Genomic DNA, 19,374 nt, shown 5'->3' on the forward strand with positions numbered 1-19,374 from the left:
GTGGTGGCGAATGTGACGGGTTTCAAGGCAATCGTCCTGCCTGCCGTGGTTGATCAATGTTGCAATAAGACTAACGGTCGGCAAATAAACCGAAAAACTTGGCCGAAAAGCCGTTTCGGTTGTCGCCCTCAGCGGTGATGGCCTCTATACTAGCTCCCCGTTTGTGCACCGCTCTAGTGCATTCGGCTGGAGCGCGACACGTCCCTCCCTTCCCCCATAGAGCTGCCGCAAAATGAGCCTGTTCTCCGCTGTCGAAATGGCACCACGCGATCCAATCCTGGGCCTCAACGAAGCATTCAACGCCGATACACGAACCACCAAGGTCAACCTTGGCGTGGGCGTTTACTGCAACGAGGAGGGGAAGATTCCACTCTTGCGTGCCGTTGCCGAAGCGGAAGCCATTCGCGTGGCGCAACACGCCGCCCGTGGCTACTTGCCGATCGACGGCATCGCCGCCTACGACAAGGCCGTGCAGACCCTGCTGTTCGGCGCTGAATCGCCACTGCTGAACGCTGGCCGCGTCACCACCGTACAAGCGGTAGGCGGCACCGGCGCCCTGAAGCTGGGTGCAGACTTCCTCAAGCAATTGCTGCCAGGCGCCGTCGTTGCGATCAGCGACCCGAGCTGGGAAAACCACCGCGCCCTGTTCGAAACCGCCGGTTTCCCGGTGCAGAACTACCGCTACTACGACGCCGCCACCCACGACGTGAACCGTGCCGGCCTGCTCGAAGACCTCAACGCCCTGCCGCCCCAGTCCATCGTGGTGCTGCACGCCTGCTGCCATAACCCGACCGGCGTCGACCTGAGCCCGGCCGACTGGCAGAACGTGCTGGACGTGGTCAAGGCCAGGAACCTGGTGCCGTTCCTCGACATGGCCTACCAGGGCTTTGGCGACGGTATCCACGAAGACGCCGCCGCCGTGCGCCTGTTCGCCGAATCGGGCCTGACCTTCTTTGTCTCCAGCTCGTTCTCCAAGTCGTTCTCCCTGTACGGCGAGCGTGTGGGCGCGTTGTCCATCGTCGGTGACTCCAAGGAAGAAAGCGCGCGCATCCTGTCCCAGGTCAAGCGCGTGATCCGCACCAACTACTCCAACCCGCCAACCCATGGCGCAGCGATTGTTGCCGCGGTGCTCAACAACCCTGAGCTGCGCGCCCAGTGGGAAGCCGAACTGGCCGAGATGCGCCTGCGCATCCGTGGCATGCGTGAGCAGATGGTTGCCGAGCTGGCCAAGGCTGCTCCGGGCCACGACTTCAGCTTCGTCGGTCGCCAACGCGGGATGTTCTCCTACTCGGGCCTCACCGTTGAGCAAGTCACCCGCCTGCGCAGCGAGTTTGGTATCTACGCGCTGGATACCGGGCGTATCTGCGTGGCAGCGTTGAACCAGTCGAACATTGCTGCGGTAACAAAGGCGATTGTTCAGGTTCTATAAGCCTGACGGCGTTATACGAAGGGAAGCCGTGGCTTCCCTTTTTTAATGCCTGTCGGAAAATACCCTGCTCCCCTAGACTGAGCACCGATTGCCCTTTTGTTGTGAGAGCCCTATGAAAAACGACGACCTGAACCTGCACGCCGACCCCGACGACCAGGAGCACTTCACCCCGCGCGCGCCGCAAGCCAAGCGCCAGAAAAGCCTGGTGCTGCAAGTGGCGTTGGGTGTGTTCCTGGGTGGCCTGGCGTTGTGGCTGGTGCAGTTGGGCGCGACCGCGATCATGGCCAAATTGGCCATGGGCACCTTCCAGTTCGGTGGCTGAATCTCGCCTCACCCTCGTAAATCCCGCCTTCTTCAACACCGCGTAAATCCAATCCGTAGCAGCTGCCGAGCGCAAGCGAGGCTGCGTCGGGCGCGCTGCCGACTCAGGACCGAGCCGCGGCCGACGCAGCCTCGCCAAGGCTCGACAGCTGCTACGAACGCCAATCACACCAAGGCCTCACCCCCGTAGCAGCTGCCGAGCGCAAGCGAGGCTGCGTCGGGCGCGCTGCCGATTCAGGACCGAGTCGCGACCGACGCAGCCTCGCCAAGGCTCGACAGCTGCTACGAACGCCAATCACATCAAGGCCTCTGCCTCGCTTGCGCTCGACAGCTGCTACGGGTTTGCGTGGTGGTGGACAAGAAGGTATCTACGCGAGGTGCGGTAGCGACAGGATTTGCGCGGTGGCGATCTACGCCAGCGTCAAGCCTTGTTCCTCCAGCAACTTCACAAAACTGTTCAAACTCTGCGACACCGTCCCACGGCGCCAGATCAGCCAGGTATGCAGGGTGCGAAAACTGTCCGTCAGCGGCCACACGCTCACCGTGGTAAACCCCGGCATGCTTTCCAGCATGCTGCGTGGCATCAGCGCCAGGCCGGCCCCGGCGCTGACGCAGGCGAGCATGCCGTGGTAGGACTCCATCTCGAAGATCCTCCCCGGCACCGCGCCGTCCTGTGCGAACCAGCGCTCGAAATGGTGCCGGTAGGAACAGTTGGAGCGAAAGGTGTAGATGCTCTCCCCGTTCACATCCTGCCCTCGCGTGATCGGCCCGTGGTGCAACGGCGCAATCACCACCATCTCCTCCTCGAACACCGCCACGCCTTCCAGGGTGGCATGCAATACCGGCCCATCGACGAACGCCGCCGCCAGCCGTCCCGACAACACGCCCTCGATCATCGTGCCTGAAGGCCCGGTGCTCAGGTCCAATTCGACCTTGGTGTGCTTCTGGTTGTAGGCCGCGAGCAGCGCCGGGATGCGCACCGCCGCCGTGCTTTCCAGGGAGCCGAGAGCAAACGCGCCCTGGGGTTCCTCCCCCGCCACCGTCGCGCGGGCTTCCTGCACCAGGTCGAGAATACGTCGCGCATAGCCGAGGAAATTCCATCCGGCGGGCGACAGGCGCAGGCGACTCTTCTCGCGGATAAACAACTCCACGCCCAAATCCTGCTCCAGTTGCTTGATGCGCGTGGTCAGGTTCGACGGCACCCGATGAATCAACTGCGCGGCGGCGCTGATGCTGCCTTGCTCGGCAACGGCCTTGAAGATTTCCAGCTGCACCAGATCCAAGTCATTCTCCAATCGTGAACGTATTGCTCAATATTATTCAGTTTCCAGAAAACATGCATCCCCGTAGGCTGAACCCATTCCACTCATTCAGCCGGACGGTGCCATGAACGCTATTTCTCACCAGACCCACGCCCTGTCGATCAACCCCGCCACCGGCGAAACAGTCGGCAGCTACCCCTACGAAACCGCGTCGCAACTGGACGCCGCCCTCGACCGTGCCACCGCCGCCTTCCGCACCTGGCGCCGCCAGCCGGTCAGCCAGCGTGCCGAATTGCTGCTGGCCCTGGCCGGCGCCCTGCGCGATCAAGCCGAAGAAATGGCGCAGATGATCACCCTGGAAATGGGCAAGCCCATCACCCAGGCCCGCGCCGAAATCGAAAAATGCGCCCAGCTCAGCGAGTGGTATGCCGCCCACGGCCCGGCCATGCTAGCCCCGGAACCCACCCTGGTGGACAACGGCAGCGCCCACATCGAATACCGCCCGCTGGGCCCGATCCTCGCCGTGATGCCGTGGAACTTCCCGGTATGGCAAGTGCTGCGTGGCGCCGTGCCGACCCTGCTCGCCGGCAATACCTACGTGCTCAAACACGCGCCGAACGTGATGGGCAGCGCGTACATGATGAAAGCGGCGTTGCAGAAGGCCGGATTCGCTGAAGGCCTGTTCGAAGTGATCAACGTGACCCAGGACGGCGTATCCACCGCCATCGCCGACCCGCGCATCGCCGCCGTCACCCTCACCGGCAGCGTACGCGCCGGCATGGCCATCGGCTCCCAGGCCGGCGCTGCGCTGAAGAAGTGCGTGCTGGAACTGGGCGGCTCCGACCCGTTCATCGTGCTCAACGACGCCGACCTCGACGCCGCCGTGCAGGCCGCCGTCATCGGCCGCTTCCAGAACAGCGGCCAGGTCTGCGCCGCCGCCAAGCGCCTGATCATCGAAGCCGGCGTGGTGGACGCCTTCACCGCCAAGTTCGTCGAAGCCAGCCGCGCGCTGGTGATGGGCGACCCGACCTCGGCCAGCACCTACGTCGGCCCGATGGCGCGCTTCGACCTGCGCGACGAGTTGCACGGCCAGGTCCAGGCCACCCTGGAAGAAGGCGCCACCCTGCTGCTGGGCGGCCACAAAGTTGCCGGTGTCGCCAACTACTATGAGCCGACCGTACTGGCCGACGTCACCGACCAGATGACCTCGTTCAAGCAGGAACTGTTTGGCCCCGTGGCGTCGATCATCACCGCCCGCGATGCCGACCACGCCGTGGCCCTGGCCAATGACAGCGAGTTCGGCCTCACCGCCAGCCTCTTCACCACCGACCCGGCCAAGGCCCGCGACATCGCCAACCAGCTGGAAACCGGCGGGATCTTCATCAATGCGTTCAGCGTGTCCGACCCTCGGGTGGCGTTTGGCGGCGTGAAGAAGAGCGGGTTCGGGCGCGAGTTGTCGCATTTTGGCCTACGCGAATTCTGCAATGCGCAGACCGTATGGCTGGATCGCAAGTAGCAGCAGTGAACAAATGGCGTTAGCATTCTGTCCACTCGGCTTAACAGCATGTTTTTAGGGTCAGGATCGCACTGTGGAAAAGCTAAATCGCCTTCAAAGCGGAATCGAAGGGCTGGACGCTCTGCTCAAGGGAGGGCTGGTGTCTGGGGCGTCCTACATCATTCAGGGCCGCCCCGGCTCAGGTAAAACCATCCTTGCCAACCAGCTGGGGTTTCATCACGCGCGCAATGGCGGCCGAGTCCTGGTTGCCACGCTGTTGGCGGAATCCCACGACCGCCTTTTCCAGTTCCTCTCTACCCTGAGCTTTTTTGACGCCTCCCGTGTCGGCGCCGAAATCCAGTTTGTCAGCGCCTTCGACACCCTGGAAAACGAAGGCCTCGACGAAGTGGTCAAGCTGCTCAGGCGTGAGATCAGCAGGCAGAGGGCCACCGTCATGGTGGTGGACGGCTTGTTGAACGCGCGTTCCAAGGCCGACTCGCCGATCGACACGAAAAAATTCATTTCAGAACTGCAAGGGCATGCCGCCTTCGCCGGTTGCACGGTGTTGTTCCTCACCAGCTCACGCCTGGATGACGGCAGTCCCGAGCACACCATGGTCGATGGCGTGATCGAAATGGGTGAGGAACTGTTCGGCACCCGTTCCGTGCGCCGTATCCAGTTGCGCAAGACCCGCGGCAGCGGCGCGCTCACCGGCCTGCACGAGTGTGAAATCAACGACGACGGCCTGGTGGTGTACCCACGCCTGGAAAGCCTCTATGGCCGCCCGTCCGCACCCGACAGCGCCGACCTGACGCGCATCGCCAGCGGTATCGGCTCGTTGGACGGCATCCTCGGCGGCGGGCTGCACAGTTCCAGCGTGACCCTGGTCATGGGGCCGTCGGGCATTGGCAAGACCACCCTGGGCCTCAAGTTTCTCTCGGAATCGACGGTAGACGCTCCCGGCCTGCACTTCGGCTTCTACGAAAGCCCTCAGCGCCTGCGGCTCAAAGGCCAATCCCTGGGCATCGATATCCAGGAGATGGAAGACAGTGGCGCACTGACCATCGCCTGGCAGCCCACCACCGAAGGCCTGCTGGACGGGCTTGGCGCGCGATTGCTGCGCCTTGTCGAGGAAAAGGGCATCAAGCGCCTGTTCATCGACAGCTTGAGCGGCATGACCCGCGTCTCCAACAACCCGGCACGGATCACCGACTTCTACAGCGCACTGATGAACGAACTGCGCGCCAGGGGCGTCACGGTCTTCGCCACGTGGGAGATGCATGATCTGTTCGGCTCGGAGGTCACTTCCCCCGCGTCTGAACTGTCAAGCATTGCCGACAACCTCATGCTTATGCGTTTCTTCGAGATTCAGTCTGAACTTAGAAGGACGCTTTCCATTCTTAAGGTCAGAGACAGCTTTTATGACCCCTCATTATTAGAGGTGGTGATCCGTGACCAAGCCGTTGACTTAAGAAAGGTTTCAACAAATGCCCCCTCAGTTGCATCCAATTCAGCGCTGCCTGGTTCAGCTTTTTAAGTCTTTGGGTAGGTTGAATTGACATGGCCACCATCCTGGTCGTCGATGACGAGTACTTGATCGCCGATATCCTTGCCTACGCACTGGAAGATGAGGGGTTCATGGTCGTCACAGCTGGCAATGGGAAAAAGGCGCTGGAGGTGCTGGAGCGAGAACGGCCGTCGCTGATCATCACCGATTTCATGATGCCGGTGATGGACGGTGAGGAGTTCGCCGAAGCGGTCCGTGCACTGCCGGCCGTCAAGCACCTGCCAATTATCCTGATCAGCGGCGCGCAGGCCCATATCGGCATGCAGCGCTCGGACCTGTTCGATGCGGTGCTGGATAAGCCGTTCGACATCAACAAGCTCATTACCAAGGTGAAGGAACTGCTGGGGTGACCTCAACTGCGGATATGCCGGCGCACACACTGCACCAGCCCATCCAATGCCTGCGACTTCACCGGCGCGAGCACGCACACCGTATGTTCCTGCTGGCCTTCCTTCACGGTCAGGGTGTAGTGCACCTGGCCCGGATTTCCGGGCTCTGGCGTGGTGCTCTGCGGCAACTGAAAGAAGTTTGAAGCCTCGATCAGCTGCCGCAACTCTTGTTGGTCCGGCTCGGGCAACGTGTTCAACTCCACAGTACGAGGCTTGGTCAAACCCGGAAAAAACGCCGGCCCGCCGTTTTCCTTGATCGAAATTTGCATGGCTGTTCCTCACGTCAGACGTTAATGCCAACCGCTTTCCAGCCCTCCTTGACCGCCTTGTGCTCATCCTTGTTCGCGCCGTAGAGACGGCCGGCGATATCGTAGGTTATACGCGCAAAACGTAAAAACCCCGAGTTCGGCCGCAACCGCGCATCGCGCAGCGCGTCATACCAGATACGTCCTGCACGCTCCCAGGCAAACCCGCCAATCCGGGTCGCCACCTGATAGAACGCATGGTTGGGAATGCCGGAATTGATATGCACCCCGCCATTGTCCTCGTAGGTCTGGACAAAATCATCCATATGCCCTGGCTGAGGGTCCTTGCCCAGCAGCTTGTCGTCGAACGCGGTGCCGGGGGCCTTCATCGAACGCAGGGCGACGCCTTTGATCTTCTTGGTGAACAACCCTTTGCCGATCAGCCAATCGGCGTCCTCGGCCGTTTGCTTCAACGCATACTGCTTGATCAGGGAGCCGAACACGTCCGAGAGTGACTCGTTCAGCGCGCCGGACTGGTTGAAATACATCAGCTTGGCCTCATCCTCGGTGACACCATGGGCCAACTCATGGCCAATCACGTCGAGGGCCACCGTGAAGCGGTTGAACAACTGCCCATCGCCATCGCCAAACACCATCTGGGTCGAGTTCCAGAACGCATTGTTATAGTTCTGGCCAAAGTGCACGGTGGCATCCAGGGCCATGCCGGCGTCGTCGATGGAGTTGCGGTCGAACACCTCTTCGAAAAAATCGAACGTGGCACCCAAGCCGTCATAGGCTTCGTCCACGGCGGCGTCGCCACTGGCGGGCTGGCCTTCACTGCGGACCAGCTTGCCCGGCAGGCTGTCGGTGCCTTCGGCGGTGTAGATCGAGCGCCGTTTGCCGGCGCCCATGACCAGGGCCATGTGGGCCGGCCCCTTGGCGGGCACTGCGACCATGCGCAGCGAACGGAACGTGCTGTCCTTGGCGCGGGTGCGCAGCGCGATGTCGCGCTGGGCCTTATCACCGTGACGCGCGATCTGGTCGAGCATATACGGCGGGATCAGGCAGAAAATCGGGTTGCGGTGGTGGCGATCACACATTAGCTGGCTCCCTGTTGGCATATGGTGTAGCTCCGGTAACCGTTTGAGGATAGCCCCCCAGGGTTAACCCGTGTCATCAATTGTCATCAATCTATGTTGCAGTCGTGTTTATCCAAGGAGGACTTACCCATGCCAGCCCGCAAAGCCAAAATCGATCTTGCGCACCGCCCACGACTCGCCGATCTGCGCCCGTTGATCGCGACCAATCCCACCCTGATGGAAGCCCGGGCGGCGACGCCCCGTGTCACCGCGGCCAAGGATCTACAGGACCGACAGGGCTACGCCGAGGACTTTCTCAGCAGCTTCGCAGTGCCCTGGCCCACCGCCGATGAGGCATTGGCGGACGACGTCCAACCGCTGCGCCTGGACTACACGCATTTCTCGGTGACGATGTCCCGTTCCCGACGACTGGCGCTCTACGTGGGCGTCAATATCGACGGCGGGCAGCATGTGGAGATTATCCGCAGCAACGACACCTGGGCCTACGATGGGCGCCTGCCGATCAGCGCCCAGGTGGGCGAAGAGCTCTATGCCAGCAATGGCCTGGATCGCGGTCACCTGGTACGGCGCCAGGATCCTAACTGGGGCGACGCGGCAAACACCGCCAACCTCGACACCTTCCACTTCACCAACTGCTCGCCGCAGATGAGCGGGTTCAACCAGAAGACCTGGCTGGAACTGGAAGACTACATCCTCAATAACACGCAGCGCTGGAAAGCCCGGGCAACGGTGTTCAGCGGCCCGGTGTTCGCCGACGACGACCGCCTTTACCGTGGTATCAGAATCCCCAAGGCGTTCTGGAAAGTGGTGGCCTACCTCAGCGATGACGGCAAGCCCTCCGCCAGCGCCTACATGATCGACCAAAGCCGCGAGCTGGGTCAGCTCGACCTGATGTTCGGCCAGGTCAGGACCTACCAGCGCAGCGTGATCCAGATCGAACAATTGACCGGCATCCGCTTCGCCAACCTGGCGGACTACGACGGCTTCAGCAACGAAGAGCGCGCTACGGGCACGCGAATTGAAGCGCTGATCCGCGGCCCCGAGGATATTCGTCTCTGACCGGGCGCCCTTCGGGCTGTATCGCCTCGCCCTAATCAACTACCATACCGCGCCGGTTCCCGAACGGGACTAATAGGGAATCCGAAGCGCGGTACACCGCGTCAATCGGAACTGCCCCCGCAACTGTAGGTGCCGAGCCTGCTCCCCACTGCCACTGGACCGCGTCCGGGAAGGCCGGAGCGTGGCGACGACGCATCAGTCAGGAGACCTGCCGGCCCAGCACAATCACTCACCGGCGGGGTGTCCGGGAAGGACATCCTTGCCTGCCCGTTCGCCGGCGTTCGAGGGCGTATTTCCGAACCGTACCTAGCCTGTTTCCACGTACGGTCCACACGGAGATCGCCTCATGCTGCCACGCGTTACCGCCCTGATCAGCGGCCTGGGTTTCTGCGCCCTGGCCCACGCCGCGCCCACGCACTACCCGCTGACCCTGGAAAACTGCGGCAGCACCCTCACCTTCCCGCAGGCGCCCGCGCGCAGCGTGACCATCGGCCAGGCCGCCACCGAAATGCTCTATGCCCTCGGCGTGGCTGACCGCGTGGTGGGCACCTCGCTGTGGTTCAACAGCGTGTTGCCGCAGTTCAAGGCGCAGAACGACAGCATCGAGCGCCTGGCCAACAACGAGCCCAGCTTCGAAGCGGTGATCGCCAAGCGCCCGCAACTGGTGGCCGCCGAGCTGGAATGGGTGGTGGGCCCGCAAGGCGTAGTCGGCACCCGCGAGCAGTTTCACGACCTGAAGATCCCCACCTACCTGCTGCCCTCCGACTGCGAAGGCAAGGACAACCTGGTGGGCGCCGACGGCACGCGGCTGGAGCCGTTCCGTATCGAGACGATCTACAAGAGCATCCGCCAGCTGGCGCAGATTTTCGATGTGCAGGATCGCGGCCAACAGTTGAACGATGAGCTCCAGGCGCGCCTGGCCCAATCCGTGGCCACCGTGCAGAGCAAAGGCCTCAAGCAGGCCAGCGCGCTGGTGTGGTTCTCCAGCGCAGAACTGGCTAGCGACCCCTACGTGGCCGGCCACAAGGGCATTCCGGAGTTCATGCTCGAAACCCTCGGCCTGCACAACGTGGTGCAATCCGATGAAGAATGGCCCGCCGTCGGCTGGGAAACCCTCGCCAAGGCCAACCCGACCTTCCTGGTGATCGCCCGCATGGACCGTCGCCGCTATCCCGCCGACGACCATGAAAAGAAACTCGCCTTCCTGCGCAGCGACCCGGTCACGCGCAACATGGACGCGGTGAAAAACAACCGCATCATCATCCTCGACGCCCTGGCGCTGCAGGCCAGCATCCGCATGTTCGACGGCCTTGAACACCTGGCCACGGCCATCGACGGCTACGAACTGCCGCAATGATCCGGACCTTACTCGCCCTGGCGCTATTGCTGATCGCCGTGCTCGCCGGCGTGGCCATCGGCGAAACCGCCATCTCGCCCCAGGTGGTGCTGCAGGTGCTCGCGAACAAACTGTGGGCGGCCGGTTACGTGCTGGACCCGATCGATGAAGGCGTGGTGTGGAACTACCGCCTCACCCGTGCCCTGGTGGCCGCCGCCTGCGGTGCCGGGCTGGCCACCTGCGGGGTGATTTTGCAGTCGTTGCTGCGCAACCCGCTGGCCGATCCGTACCTGCTGGGCATCAGCGCCGGCGCTTCGACCGGCGCGGTGCTGGTGGCGTTGATGGGCGTGGGCGGCGGGCTGATTTCATTGTCGGCCGGCGCCTTTGTCGGCGCGATGGCGGCGTTTGCCCTGGTGATTTTGCTGGCGCGGGCCAGCGGTTCGTCCAGCGGCACCGGGCAGATCATCCTCGCCGGCATCGCCGGGTCGCAGTTGTTCAATGCGCTCACGGCGTTCCTGATCACCAAATCAGCCAGCTCCGAACAGGCGCGCGGCATCCTGTTCTGGCTGCTGGGTAACCTCAGCGGCGTGCGCTGGCCGTCGGTGTGGCTGGCAGTGCCGGTGGCGATCACGGGCCTGGTGGTGTGCCTGTGGCATCGTCGCGCGTTGGATGCGTTCACCTTCGGCACGGATTCGGCCGCGTCCCTGGGCATCCCGGTGCGCCGCGTGCAGGTTGTGCTGGTGGGTTGCGCGGCGCTGGTGACGGCGGTGATGGTGTCGATTGTCGGCTCCATCGGCTTTGTCGGCCTGGTGATCCCCCACGCGGTGCGCCTGCTCCTCGGCACCGGGCATTCGCGCCTGCTGCCCGCCAGTGCGCTGGGCGGCGCGTTATTTTTGATTGCGGCCGATGTGTTGTCGCGCACCTTGATCAAAGGCCAGGTGATCCCGGTCGGCGTGGTGACGGCGCTGGTGGGCGCGCCGGTGTTTGCGCTGATCCTGATTGGCCGGAGGAATGCGCGATGAGCGTACTGAGTTGCACCGGCCTGGGCTTCAAGGTGCGTGAGGCGGAGTTGCTGCGCGATATCCACCTGGAGGTTCAGTTGGGTGAAACCCTGGGGATCGTCGGGCCCAACGGCTCCGGCAAATCCACCCTGCTCAAACTGCTCGCTGGCTTGCGCACGCCGGCCAGCGGCGACGTACGCCTGGGCGGCCAACGCCTGGGCGACCTGTCCCGCCGCGCCATCGCACAACAGCTGGCGGTGGTGGAACAACAGGCCGACACCGACGACGCCATCCGCGTATTCGACGCCGTAGCACTGGGCCGTACACCGTGGCTGTCGGCGCTGAGCCCGTGGTCCGGCGACGACGACGCCATCGTGCGCCAGGCCCTGCATGATGTGGACGCCACCCACCTGAGCCACCGCGCCTGGCGCAGCCTCTCCGGCGGCGAGCGCCAGCGCGTGCACATCGCCCGCGCCCTGGCGCAACGGCCGCAGATCCTGTTGCTGGACGAGCCGACCAATCACCTGGATATCCAGCATCAACTGGCGATTTTGAAAGGCGTGCAAGGTTTGCCGGTGACCACCCTCATCGCCCTGCATGACCTGAACCAGGCGCTGACCTGCGATCGCCTGGCCGTGCTGGACCGTGGGCGCCTGGTCGCGCTGGGCAAGCCGCTGGAGGTGCTGACGCCGGAGCGCTTGCGGGAGACATTCGGGGTGCAGGCGCACTACCTGACGGACCCGTTCGATGGGGCGCAGATACTGCGGTTGCGGTCTAACTGAACAGGACATGCCCACTCCCCCCCCCTCCCACATTGGATCTACAGAGGCCTGTGCATATGTGTCGTCTGCCACACCGGGTCGGCCTCTACATCCACCACATCAAACCCCTGGCGAATCCAGAAATCAATCGCCCCTGGTAGAAACGGATGGGTATGCAGGTACACCACCTCGACCCCGTTCGCCTGCGCCATACCCTCCAGCGTGCGATATAGCTCACCCGCCAAACCAAAGCGGCGGAACGCTGGCAGGACGAACAGACGCACCACTTCAACGGTCTTGCGGCCTTGGTAATTCAGCTGAGGGAAGCGGCTGTCATAGGGCAGATAGCCGATGGCTCCGACGATCTGGCCCTCGGCACGGGCAATGAGGAATTGGCCATCGCCATGTATATAGGTCGCTTCAAATCGCGCCAGATCCGTCGGCATTCCAGTTGCGCTGAGCTTTGGGAAAAGCTCGGCACGGGCCTGCAGGACGAAGATCAGCACCTCAGGAATGTCGGCCGCGTTGAAGGTCTGGATGGTGATGTGATTGCTCATAACGGTGCAACCTTAATCTGCAGAAATCAAAGCGTTTGCACGCACGCCCATGGACTTAATGGCTAAACTAGCTTTTCAAATCTACTCGGTTCCCTGGCTATCTCGACGTCGCCCCCCACCTGTCTGATTGTAAAAGCGTGGCGATGCTTTGGTAAAACTTTGGACGATGAAAACAGTCCATACTCGCTTGGGCGCTCAAACTCATAGACCACATCAATAGTGGAAATTTTATGTTCACTGGACACCCGAGACAAATGACCTTTAAGCTCCAAAAGCTCTTTTTCCTTATTCCTATTCTGGCTAACCGAATCAAAATAAAAAATAAAACACTTTTCCAACAACTCACCTTCCAAATCGACGTCAACTTCATCAGTCATCGCGTTGGCCATAGCAAAATTCAGCATCGCTCCGCCATTCACCGCGCGAGTAATCACTTTAAAAAGATTAAAGTAAATCAGTGAATCTCTGTTTTCATCAGCCACTTTATACAGGGCATCACTCAGGCCGGTATGAGCCCCATTCGTAGGGCGTGTATGGGGGTTCTTCGTATACCCCACATATTCAACCTTACTATCCAAACCCAATGCGATATTCGCCTCCTCCAAAAAATCATGTATGGAAGAAGTGACAAGATCTCCCTCGGAGTCCGCAATGGTTATATATTTTTCACTAAGACTGATTTCCGGCATGCAAAATTTTTCGCTGTGCACGTCGTAAAACTTACAATGTATTGATCGTTTTTTCTGATACTTACCAACCCGTATGTATATTTTTGTTTTTTTTGTAATCGGATTGAATGAAGGTTTTTTATTCGTATCAAACCTAACCTTTTCCCGAGAACAGATAAAATAGATAAAACGTTTCTCCAGACTTTCCTCCACATGTTTCTTTACAGCTCTCAAATACTCAACAATTAACTTCCTTGTATCGAAATAGTCAGCAACATCATTGGGATTCACCACCAAATCGTACCAGTACTTATGGTAGGTCTGAAGTTCAACACACCACTCTTTATCAGCGTTTTTATAGGCATCGCTTGCAGCGATTGACGCGAACATTCCTCTGCTCATTCGTTCTCCTTGGGTAGCAGGCTCACTGGGGGGACCGAGCACTAGGGTTACGCCGATTTTTAGCGCCAACGCTCAAATATTACCCTCCTGGATACAGTAATCCTAGATTCTATCTATCCGCCCCGAATAACACCCTTGTTTCGCATTGTGAACATGAATGTAGCTAACCTCAGGATTATCCAACATCCTCTCGATCATCGGCTCAATCACCTGCCCTTCCACGACATCTGCATTCACCATCATGCCTTCCTCGGAAAATGCCCGCAGGGACAGCAGCCGGATTCGCATCACCTCAGGCACCTGGTTAACCGCGTCATAAGCCTGCGTCGCCCCCTCGCGGATGAAAATCGCGTGCGACGCACGGTACGGCGAATGCGCCGGCTGGCTGACGTGATTGAGCAACAGCACGTTCTGCCCAACCTGAACGTCTTTCATCTCTATGCGGTCGGGAAAACCTGGGTGACAGTCGACTCGGTAACGCTTGATCCCACGCGCGGCAAGCTCATCGTCGGGCAAACCAAACACACTGAGAAATGGACCGGGAGCAAGGCCCGTAATGCGGAAGTTCATGGTGGGCGCCTCTTAGGGTGAGCCCCATGAGACGAGCACCTGGACAGCGGTGGCTATCCGATTCTTGCGGTGATATTCACGGGCGGCTGGCTCGCTCGTAGCAAAGGTAGTCGTTCGAATCTGTGCCCACACAGACAAACCCGGCGCGCTCATACATCAGCCGGGCAGGGTTATCGGAACGTACGCTCAATCGCAACGTCAAGAAGTCATTCTGCCCAGCCGCCGCCGCGTAAGCGTCCAGCAACGTCCGACCGATCCCCTGGCGTCGGTGAACGTCACTGACGTTGATCGTACAAAGCTCGGCAACCCCCTCCTCTGCAGTCCACAGCGAATAACCGGCCAACTGCCCGCCCAGCATCGCGATCGTCAAGCGTTCGAAGTTATCGACCCAGCGTGTAAGGTGGCGCTCCAACTGGAGCCGCCAGGCTGCTTCGTGGTCGGGCTCCCAGCGGCGGATGTAGTCCTGCTCTCCCCGATAGATCGACGGCAGATCAGTCACCGTCGCCGGCCTCAACGTCAGCGCGTTCACTCACGCAACTCACACACAGCGCTGCCCTTCATACCGGAGGCATGTACGCTCACGTGGCGCACGGAAAAACCGGGCTTGTCCACGAGTTTCCTCTCTTCCCAGGCCCCACCGCTGGCGACCTGATAACCAATGGCGCCGTCCGCTTGCCAGGTCAGGCGCAACGTATACACACCGCGTTGGTCGGGGGCCCGATGGAAGAAGGTGTCGATGACCGGCTTGGCTTTGTTGAAGGTGCGCAGTTGGAACAAGCGCTGGTCACTGTCGGCTGGCGTGTAGCTGGAAAGAAACAGGGTGTCGTCCTCGGCAGCGTCCTCGGCCGCCGCAAGAATCACCGACGGCACCCACTTTTCGCCGCGGTCCTGGTTGTCGGTGGTGACCTTGCAGGTCAACTGGCCTGTTCCGGTGACGTTCTGGCGCAGAACGGTTTCATACATCCCATAGGGCACATCGAACGTCAGTGTTTTTTCGGTGACCTGGCCACAGCCTGCCAGCAGATAAAGCGCCGATAGACCGATGGCTCCTTGGAGAATCTTCACGTGCTTTCCTTTGCTTGGGGGGAATGTTTGGAGAAAAGAGGGTACCCGGCCTGCTGATAAAAGATAAGGCGATTGTAGTGAATCGGTGCTTTCTGTGGGAAGCGGGCTTACTCTGCACTGGCTGGTTTTGGGGCTGCTTCGCAGCCCAACGCGAGCAAGCTCGCTCACCACAGAGGAATGGGTGAGCCTTAGAGAGGCGCCTATCCAGTTATGCCTGTTCGCCATCAATGCACTGAGTGATCCACTGTCGGCTATAGGCCAACACCCCATCCGCCATCGCCACCGGAAAATGAATAAACCCATGGGCCGACTCCGGCAGCAGGTGTGCTTCAGCGTGGGGCCACCGCTCGGCAATCAGCAGCGTGTCATCCTTAAGCGGGTCCAACTCCCCCACAAACATCAACGCCGGGGGCAGCCCTTCAAAGTCGCCATACAACGGCGACAACGGCGGCTGTCGGCGCTCATCATCACTCAGCCCCGGCGTGAGCATGCGCAACGCTTCCACCATCCCCGTCCCGTCCAGCAGCAACGTTTCAGGCCCGGCCGCGCGTACGCTCGGTGTGCCGGTCAGGTCGTAAACGCCGTAATACAACACCGCGCCGCTTATGCGCTTGAGCAGTTCAGGCCATTGCTTGAGGGCCAGCAACGTCGCCGCCGCCAGATGCCCACCGGCCGACTCACCGACGACGATCACCGGCAGCCCGGCAAATTCATCATCCGTGAGCAGCCAACGTGCGGCGTTCAGGCAGTCTTCCATCAAGCCTTCAACCGGCGTATCCACCGCCAACCGATAATCCACCGACACCACCGCCACGTCGCACGCCTGCAGCATGCCCAGGTTGAGGTCGTCATCCATCTGCGCATTGCCGATCACCCAGCCGCCGCCGTGGATATCCAGCACTACGCCCTTGGGCTTGCCGCTTGGCCGCAGGATGCGCACCGGGACGTTGTCGACAATCCTGCTTTCAGCCGGTGTGGCGCGCTTGAGCGTTTGACTGACGCGCAACAGCGCCTGGATCAAGCGCGGCGTAACGCGATTGCGGATCTTGAAGCGCGGCAGCCAGGCGAGCTTCTGATTGAAGCGGCGCATCTGGGCCAGTTCCGCCTCGTTGGCGGGCCACGGTTGGTGAGCCATCAGCGGTTATTACGCAGGATCGAGAAATTCAGCGCCGCCGCCACACACAGCCACGCCAGGTACGGGAACAGGATCAGGCCGGTGATCAGGTCCAGGCGCACGGCCAGTACCACCATCGCCGCCACGGTGATCCACAGCAACACGATGATCACCATCCCGGCCAGCAGGCGATGCGCGCCGAAAAATACCGGCGTCCACAGGGTATTCAGGGCAATTTGCGCAGCCCACAGCGCCAGCACCATTTGACTGCCGGGGATCAGGCTCAAGCGATAGCCGGCCCAGGCCAGCAGCAGGTAGATGATCGTCCAGGCCACCGGAAACAGCCAATTGGGTGGGGTGAAGCTGGGTTTGACGAGGGATTCATACCAGGCGCCGGGTTTGAAAATGACGCCGGTACTGGCGGCGGCGGCGCAGGCAAGCAGGAAGATAAAGAAGGTCATCGTCTGTCCTTGGCGGGAGTGATTTGAAGCTTGGACGTGCGACACCTACCTAAAAGTTCAGCGCCAATTCATTCCGGTATCTCCACCCCGACAATCCTCAGCCAAGGCCACCGCGCCTGATAACTGCGCGCCTTCTGCTCAAACAACGCCTGCTCCGGATGCAGTGGATTAATCCGCAAAATCCCCAGTTCCACATCCTCCAACCCATACGGCGCATACACCTGGCCCGTGGCAATCTCCAAGCCGATGCACGTACCGGCCACCAGATAACGGTCGACCCCGTCGCGCGCCGACTGCAACTGCGGGTAAGGCCGACCAAAGCGTTTGCCGTACCAAAGGTGCACCCGCGCCTGGTTCTTGACCTCGACATTCACGCCCAAGTCTTTGAACAGCTCATCCGCCGCACGAATCACCGCGTCTTCCGCCTCGTAGGACAGGTCGGTGTCGAAGTAAAAAACGTCGTAATCCTTCACGCCCTGATCAGCCGGCAGATTCGCCTGATGATTCCACACCGCCTGGAACAAGCAGCCCGCCGTGAGCATGCACTGGTCCACGCCAAGCTCAGGCAGGCGCGCAGTGATTTCGGCGTTGACGGGGTTGGCCATGGCCAGTTCGAGCAGGGTTTCGACGGTCAATGTCATGGAGGCTCCTTCATCATCGGTACGGTCCTGGGGAGCAACGGTACAACATTGAGCGCTGGCGCCGCTTCTTCACGTCATCAAAATTCGCTAAGGTGCCGCGATGCCCTGCCCTCACCGAGACCGCCCGCCTTGGCTGACTCCCCAGCAAATCGACGCGAAAGCCCCTGGTCAGTGTTCCTGATTTTCCTGCGCCTGGGCCTTACCTCCTTTGGCGGCCCGATTGCGCACCTGGGTTATTTCCGGGACGCGTTCGTGACCCGGCGACGCTGGCTGAGCGAGCGCAGTTACGCGGACTTGGTCGCGCTGTGCCAATTCCTGCCCGGCCCCGCCAGCAGCCAGGTCGGCATCGCCCTCGGCCTGTCGCGCGCGGGGTACGGCGGCGCATTGGCGGCGTGGCTCGGGTTTACCCTGCCGTCCGCCGTTGTGCTGATCCTGTTGGCCTTGGGCATCACCCGGCACAGCACCGCCATCCCGCCCGGCGCGTTGCATGGCCTTAAAGTGGTGGCCGTCGCCGTGGTCGCCCAGGCCGTGTGGGGCATGGCGCGCAACCTGTGCACCGACGCCCCGCGCGTGGCCGTGATGCTGCTCGCCGCCTGCGTGGCCCTGCTGCAAACATCGGCGTGGGGCCAGGTCGGCGTGATCCTCATCGCGGGCATGGCCGGCCTGCTGCTGTTCAAGCCCACACCGCCCACCACGCACGACGCCCTGCCCGTGACCATCAGCCGTCGCGCCGGGGCGCTATGGCTGTCGCTGTTTGTGCTGTTGCTGGCCAGCCTGCCGATCCTCGCCCAGTTGATGCCCAACCCAACCCTGGCCGTGACCGACGCCTTCTACCGCACAGGCGCGCTGGTATTCGGCGGCGGCCACGTGGTGCTGCCCTTGCTGCAAGCCGAAGTCGTGCCCCGCCACTGGGTGAGCAACGACGTGTTCCTCGCCGGCTACGGCGCCGTCCAAGCCATGCCCGGCCCGCTGTTCACCTTCGCCGCCTTCCTCGGCGCCTCGATGACCCAAGCGCCGAACGGCTGGCTCGGTGGCCTGCTCTGCCTGCTGGCGATCTTCGCACCGTCGTTTTTACTGGTGCTGGGCGCACTGCCCTTCTGGGAAAGCCTGCGCCGCAGCCCGCGCACCCAAGCCGCGCTGGCGGGCGTGAACGCGGCGGTGGTCGGCCTGTTGCTGGCGGCGCTGTACCAACCGGTGTGGACCAGCGCCATCTTCACCGCCCAGGACGTCGCCCTGGCGCTGATTGGCCTGGTGGCGCTGATGGTGTGGAAACTGCCACCGTGGCTGGTGGTTGTAGGAAGCGGCGCGGCGGGATGGTTATTAAGTCTTACGGTGTGAGCCGCGCAGCCACCGCGCCGTGCTCCGGCTGATGATCAGCCTTTCAACTCACCCGCCCGATGACCCGCCGCATCGTCGTAAGCCACATACAACGACTCGGCGATTTGGCTTTTGATGGCCTTGGTGGACTCCAGCCCCAACACAAAACCTTCCGCCTTACCGCCGGCACGGTTGAGTTCTTCGGGGGTGGACGCGCCGGTGATGGCGTCAAGCAGCTTGATGGCGTGAGGGCCTACACCCTTGGGAAGGCTGATTTGGTCGATGGACATGGGCGATACCTTGAAAGAGAGAGATCGGTAGCGCGTGGAACCACTGCCGGGGGTGGCATGGTAGACCGTTATACGCCGCAAGGGGCTGTTTTCCGGGTGAGCCTGATGCCCCCCTTCAAACTCAAGATGCCTTAATCATGTCATTTAGCTATCATGCATCACCCCGGCCTCGCGTCATCGCGCGGGGCCCGCACACTTAATCCAACAAAGACCAGGGACAGGCAATGCCGCCATTCAAGACACTGCTCGCCGCCAGCCTGCTGCTGCTCGCGTTCATGCCGGGGGCCTCAAAGGCCAGGAAGCCCAAGATATGCGGAGCATCAT

General features: G+C 61.4%; 22 protein-coding genes and 1 riboswitch. Of the genes, 10 read left to right on the forward strand and 12 right to left on the reverse strand.

All coding sequences use genetic code 11. From position 1 onward, the window contains the following. Positions 1-232: 232 nt before the first annotated feature. Positions 233-1,429 (forward strand): amino acid aminotransferase, encoded by a 1,197-nt coding sequence (locus BLW22_RS19760; RefSeq protein WP_027604058.1) that lies wholly within the window; start codon positions 233-235, stop codon positions 1,427-1,429. A 112-nt stretch (positions 1,430-1,541) separates the two neighbouring features. Next, the gene (locus tag BLW22_RS19765) at positions 1,542-1,751 is read left to right on the forward strand and encodes a hypothetical protein (protein ID WP_074847327.1); all 210 of its coding nucleotides are present in this window, start codon (positions 1,542-1,544) and stop codon (positions 1,749-1,751) included. Positions 1,752-2,160: 409 nt separating this feature from the next. Here BLW22_RS19765 and ptrR read toward each other — a convergent pair whose 3' ends face one another. Continuing rightward, on the reverse strand, positions 2,161-3,033 hold the full coding sequence (gene ptrR, locus BLW22_RS19770) for a putrescine utilization regulator PtrR (protein ID WP_074847328.1): 873 nt from the start codon (positions 3,031-3,033) through the stop codon (positions 2,161-2,163). Positions 3,034-3,136: 103 nt separating this feature from the next. On the opposite strand from ptrR, the gene BLW22_RS19775 reads away from it, so the two are divergent. From BLW22_RS19775 to BLW22_RS19785, 3 genes are all read left to right on the forward strand, one after another. Beyond that, the gene (locus tag BLW22_RS19775) at positions 3,137-4,528 is read left to right on the forward strand and encodes an aldehyde dehydrogenase family protein (RefSeq protein WP_065925080.1); all 1,392 of its coding nucleotides are present in this window, start codon (positions 3,137-3,139) and stop codon (positions 4,526-4,528) included. A 73-nt stretch (positions 4,529-4,601) separates the two neighbouring features. Next, positions 4,602-6,044 (forward strand): ATPase domain-containing protein, encoded by a 1,443-nt coding sequence (locus tag BLW22_RS19780; RefSeq protein WP_065925079.1) that lies wholly within the window; start codon positions 4,602-4,604, stop codon positions 6,042-6,044. Positions 6,045-6,067: 23 nt separating this feature from the next. Next, positions 6,068-6,424 carry a response regulator gene (locus BLW22_RS19785; protein ID WP_027604054.1) on the forward strand — a complete coding sequence of 119 codons (357 nt, stop codon included), beginning with the start codon at positions 6,068-6,070 and terminating at the stop codon, positions 6,422-6,424. Positions 6,425-6,426: 2 nt separating this feature from the next. Here the strand turns inward: BLW22_RS19785 and BLW22_RS19790 are convergent, their stop codons facing one another. Both BLW22_RS19790 and BLW22_RS19795 read right to left on the reverse strand, forming a co-directional pair. Continuing rightward, on the reverse strand, positions 6,427-6,732 hold the full coding sequence (locus tag BLW22_RS19790) for a protealysin inhibitor emfourin (RefSeq protein ID WP_027604053.1): 306 nt from the start codon (positions 6,730-6,732) through the stop codon (positions 6,427-6,429). A gap of 14 nt (positions 6,733-6,746) precedes the next feature. Further along, complete coding sequence (locus BLW22_RS19795; protein ID WP_074847329.1) at positions 6,747-7,808, reverse strand: M4 family metallopeptidase; 1,062 nt, start codon at positions 7,806-7,808, stop codon at positions 6,747-6,749. 129 nt (positions 7,809-7,937) lie between these two features. Here BLW22_RS19795 and BLW22_RS19800 point away from each other — a divergent pair, with 129 nt between their 5' ends. From BLW22_RS19800 to BLW22_RS19815, 4 genes are all read left to right on the forward strand, one after another. Continuing rightward, the gene (locus BLW22_RS19800) at positions 7,938-8,867 is read left to right on the forward strand and encodes a DNA/RNA non-specific endonuclease (RefSeq protein WP_065925077.1); all 930 of its coding nucleotides are present in this window, start codon (positions 7,938-7,940) and stop codon (positions 8,865-8,867) included. A 36-nt stretch (positions 8,868-8,903) separates the two neighbouring features. After that, positions 8,904-9,097, forward strand: a riboswitch (cobalamin riboswitch). A 116-nt stretch (positions 9,098-9,213) separates the two neighbouring features. Next, on the forward strand, positions 9,214-10,224 hold the full coding sequence (locus tag BLW22_RS19805; RefSeq protein ID WP_065947085.1) for an ABC transporter substrate-binding protein: 1,011 nt from the start codon (positions 9,214-9,216) through the stop codon (positions 10,222-10,224). After that, complete coding sequence (locus tag BLW22_RS19810) at positions 10,221-11,225, forward strand: FecCD family ABC transporter permease (protein ID WP_065925075.1); 1,005 nt, start codon at positions 10,221-10,223, stop codon at positions 11,223-11,225. The genes BLW22_RS19805 and BLW22_RS19810 overlap by 4 nt, the downstream gene beginning before the upstream one ends. Beyond that, positions 11,222-11,986: an ABC transporter ATP-binding protein gene (locus BLW22_RS19815; RefSeq protein ID WP_065925074.1), complete on the forward strand. Its 765-nt coding sequence runs from the start codon at positions 11,222-11,224 to the stop codon at positions 11,984-11,986. The genes BLW22_RS19810 and BLW22_RS19815 overlap by 4 nt, the downstream gene beginning before the upstream one ends. Before the next feature lie 38 nt (positions 11,987-12,024). Here the strand turns inward: BLW22_RS19815 and BLW22_RS19820 are convergent, their stop codons facing one another. The 8 genes from BLW22_RS19820 to BLW22_RS19855 form a co-directional block, all read right to left on the reverse strand. Continuing rightward, positions 12,025-12,522, reverse strand: coding sequence for a GNAT family N-acetyltransferase (locus tag BLW22_RS19820; protein ID WP_074847330.1), 498 nt, complete (start codon positions 12,520-12,522; stop codon positions 12,025-12,027). A 62-nt stretch (positions 12,523-12,584) separates the two neighbouring features. Beyond that, entirely contained in the window at positions 12,585-13,592 is a 1,008-nt protein-coding gene (locus BLW22_RS19825) for a hypothetical protein (RefSeq protein ID WP_074847331.1), read from the reverse strand. Between the two features lie 102 nt (positions 13,593-13,694). Continuing rightward, a complete protein-coding gene (locus BLW22_RS19830; protein ID WP_074847332.1) occupies positions 13,695-14,162 on the reverse strand; it encodes a DUF1203 domain-containing protein in 468 nt (155 codons plus the stop codon). 76 nt (positions 14,163-14,238) lie between these two features. After that, on the reverse strand, positions 14,239-14,691 hold the full coding sequence (locus BLW22_RS19835; RefSeq protein ID WP_162844271.1) for a GNAT family N-acetyltransferase: 453 nt from the start codon (positions 14,689-14,691) through the stop codon (positions 14,239-14,241). Further along, entirely contained in the window at positions 14,688-15,227 is a 540-nt protein-coding gene (locus BLW22_RS19840) for a hypothetical protein (RefSeq protein ID WP_074847333.1), read from the reverse strand. The genes BLW22_RS19835 and BLW22_RS19840 overlap by 4 nt, the downstream gene beginning before the upstream one ends. Positions 15,228-15,435: 208 nt before the next feature. Continuing rightward, complete coding sequence (locus BLW22_RS19845) at positions 15,436-16,362, reverse strand: alpha/beta hydrolase fold domain-containing protein (protein WP_074847334.1); 927 nt, start codon at positions 16,360-16,362, stop codon at positions 15,436-15,438. Next, the gene (gene tspO / locus BLW22_RS19850; RefSeq protein WP_065925072.1) at positions 16,362-16,802 is read right to left on the reverse strand and encodes a tryptophan-rich sensory protein TspO; all 441 of its coding nucleotides are present in this window, start codon (positions 16,800-16,802) and stop codon (positions 16,362-16,364) included. The genes BLW22_RS19845 and tspO overlap by 1 nt, the downstream gene beginning before the upstream one ends. A gap of 68 nt (positions 16,803-16,870) precedes the next feature. After that, complete coding sequence (locus tag BLW22_RS19855; protein ID WP_074847335.1) at positions 16,871-17,443, reverse strand: nucleotidyltransferase family protein; 573 nt, start codon at positions 17,441-17,443, stop codon at positions 16,871-16,873. A gap of 129 nt (positions 17,444-17,572) precedes the next feature. Between BLW22_RS19855 and chrA the strand changes: the two genes are divergently transcribed. Beyond that, positions 17,573-18,781, forward strand: a complete 1,209-nt coding sequence (chrA, locus tag BLW22_RS19860) for a chromate efflux transporter (protein WP_074847336.1) — start codon at positions 17,573-17,575, stop codon at positions 18,779-18,781. 35 nt (positions 18,782-18,816) lie between these two features. Here chrA and BLW22_RS19865 read toward each other — a convergent pair whose 3' ends face one another. Then, positions 18,817-19,050: a hypothetical protein gene (locus tag BLW22_RS19865; RefSeq protein WP_074847337.1), complete on the reverse strand. Its 234-nt coding sequence runs from the start codon at positions 19,048-19,050 to the stop codon at positions 18,817-18,819. Positions 19,051-19,374 lie beyond the last annotated feature (324 nt).

The sequence above is a fragment of the Pseudomonas marginalis genome (assembly GCF_900105325.1).
Lineage (GTDB): Bacteria > Pseudomonadota > Gammaproteobacteria > Pseudomonadales > Pseudomonadaceae > Aquipseudomonas > Aquipseudomonas marginalis.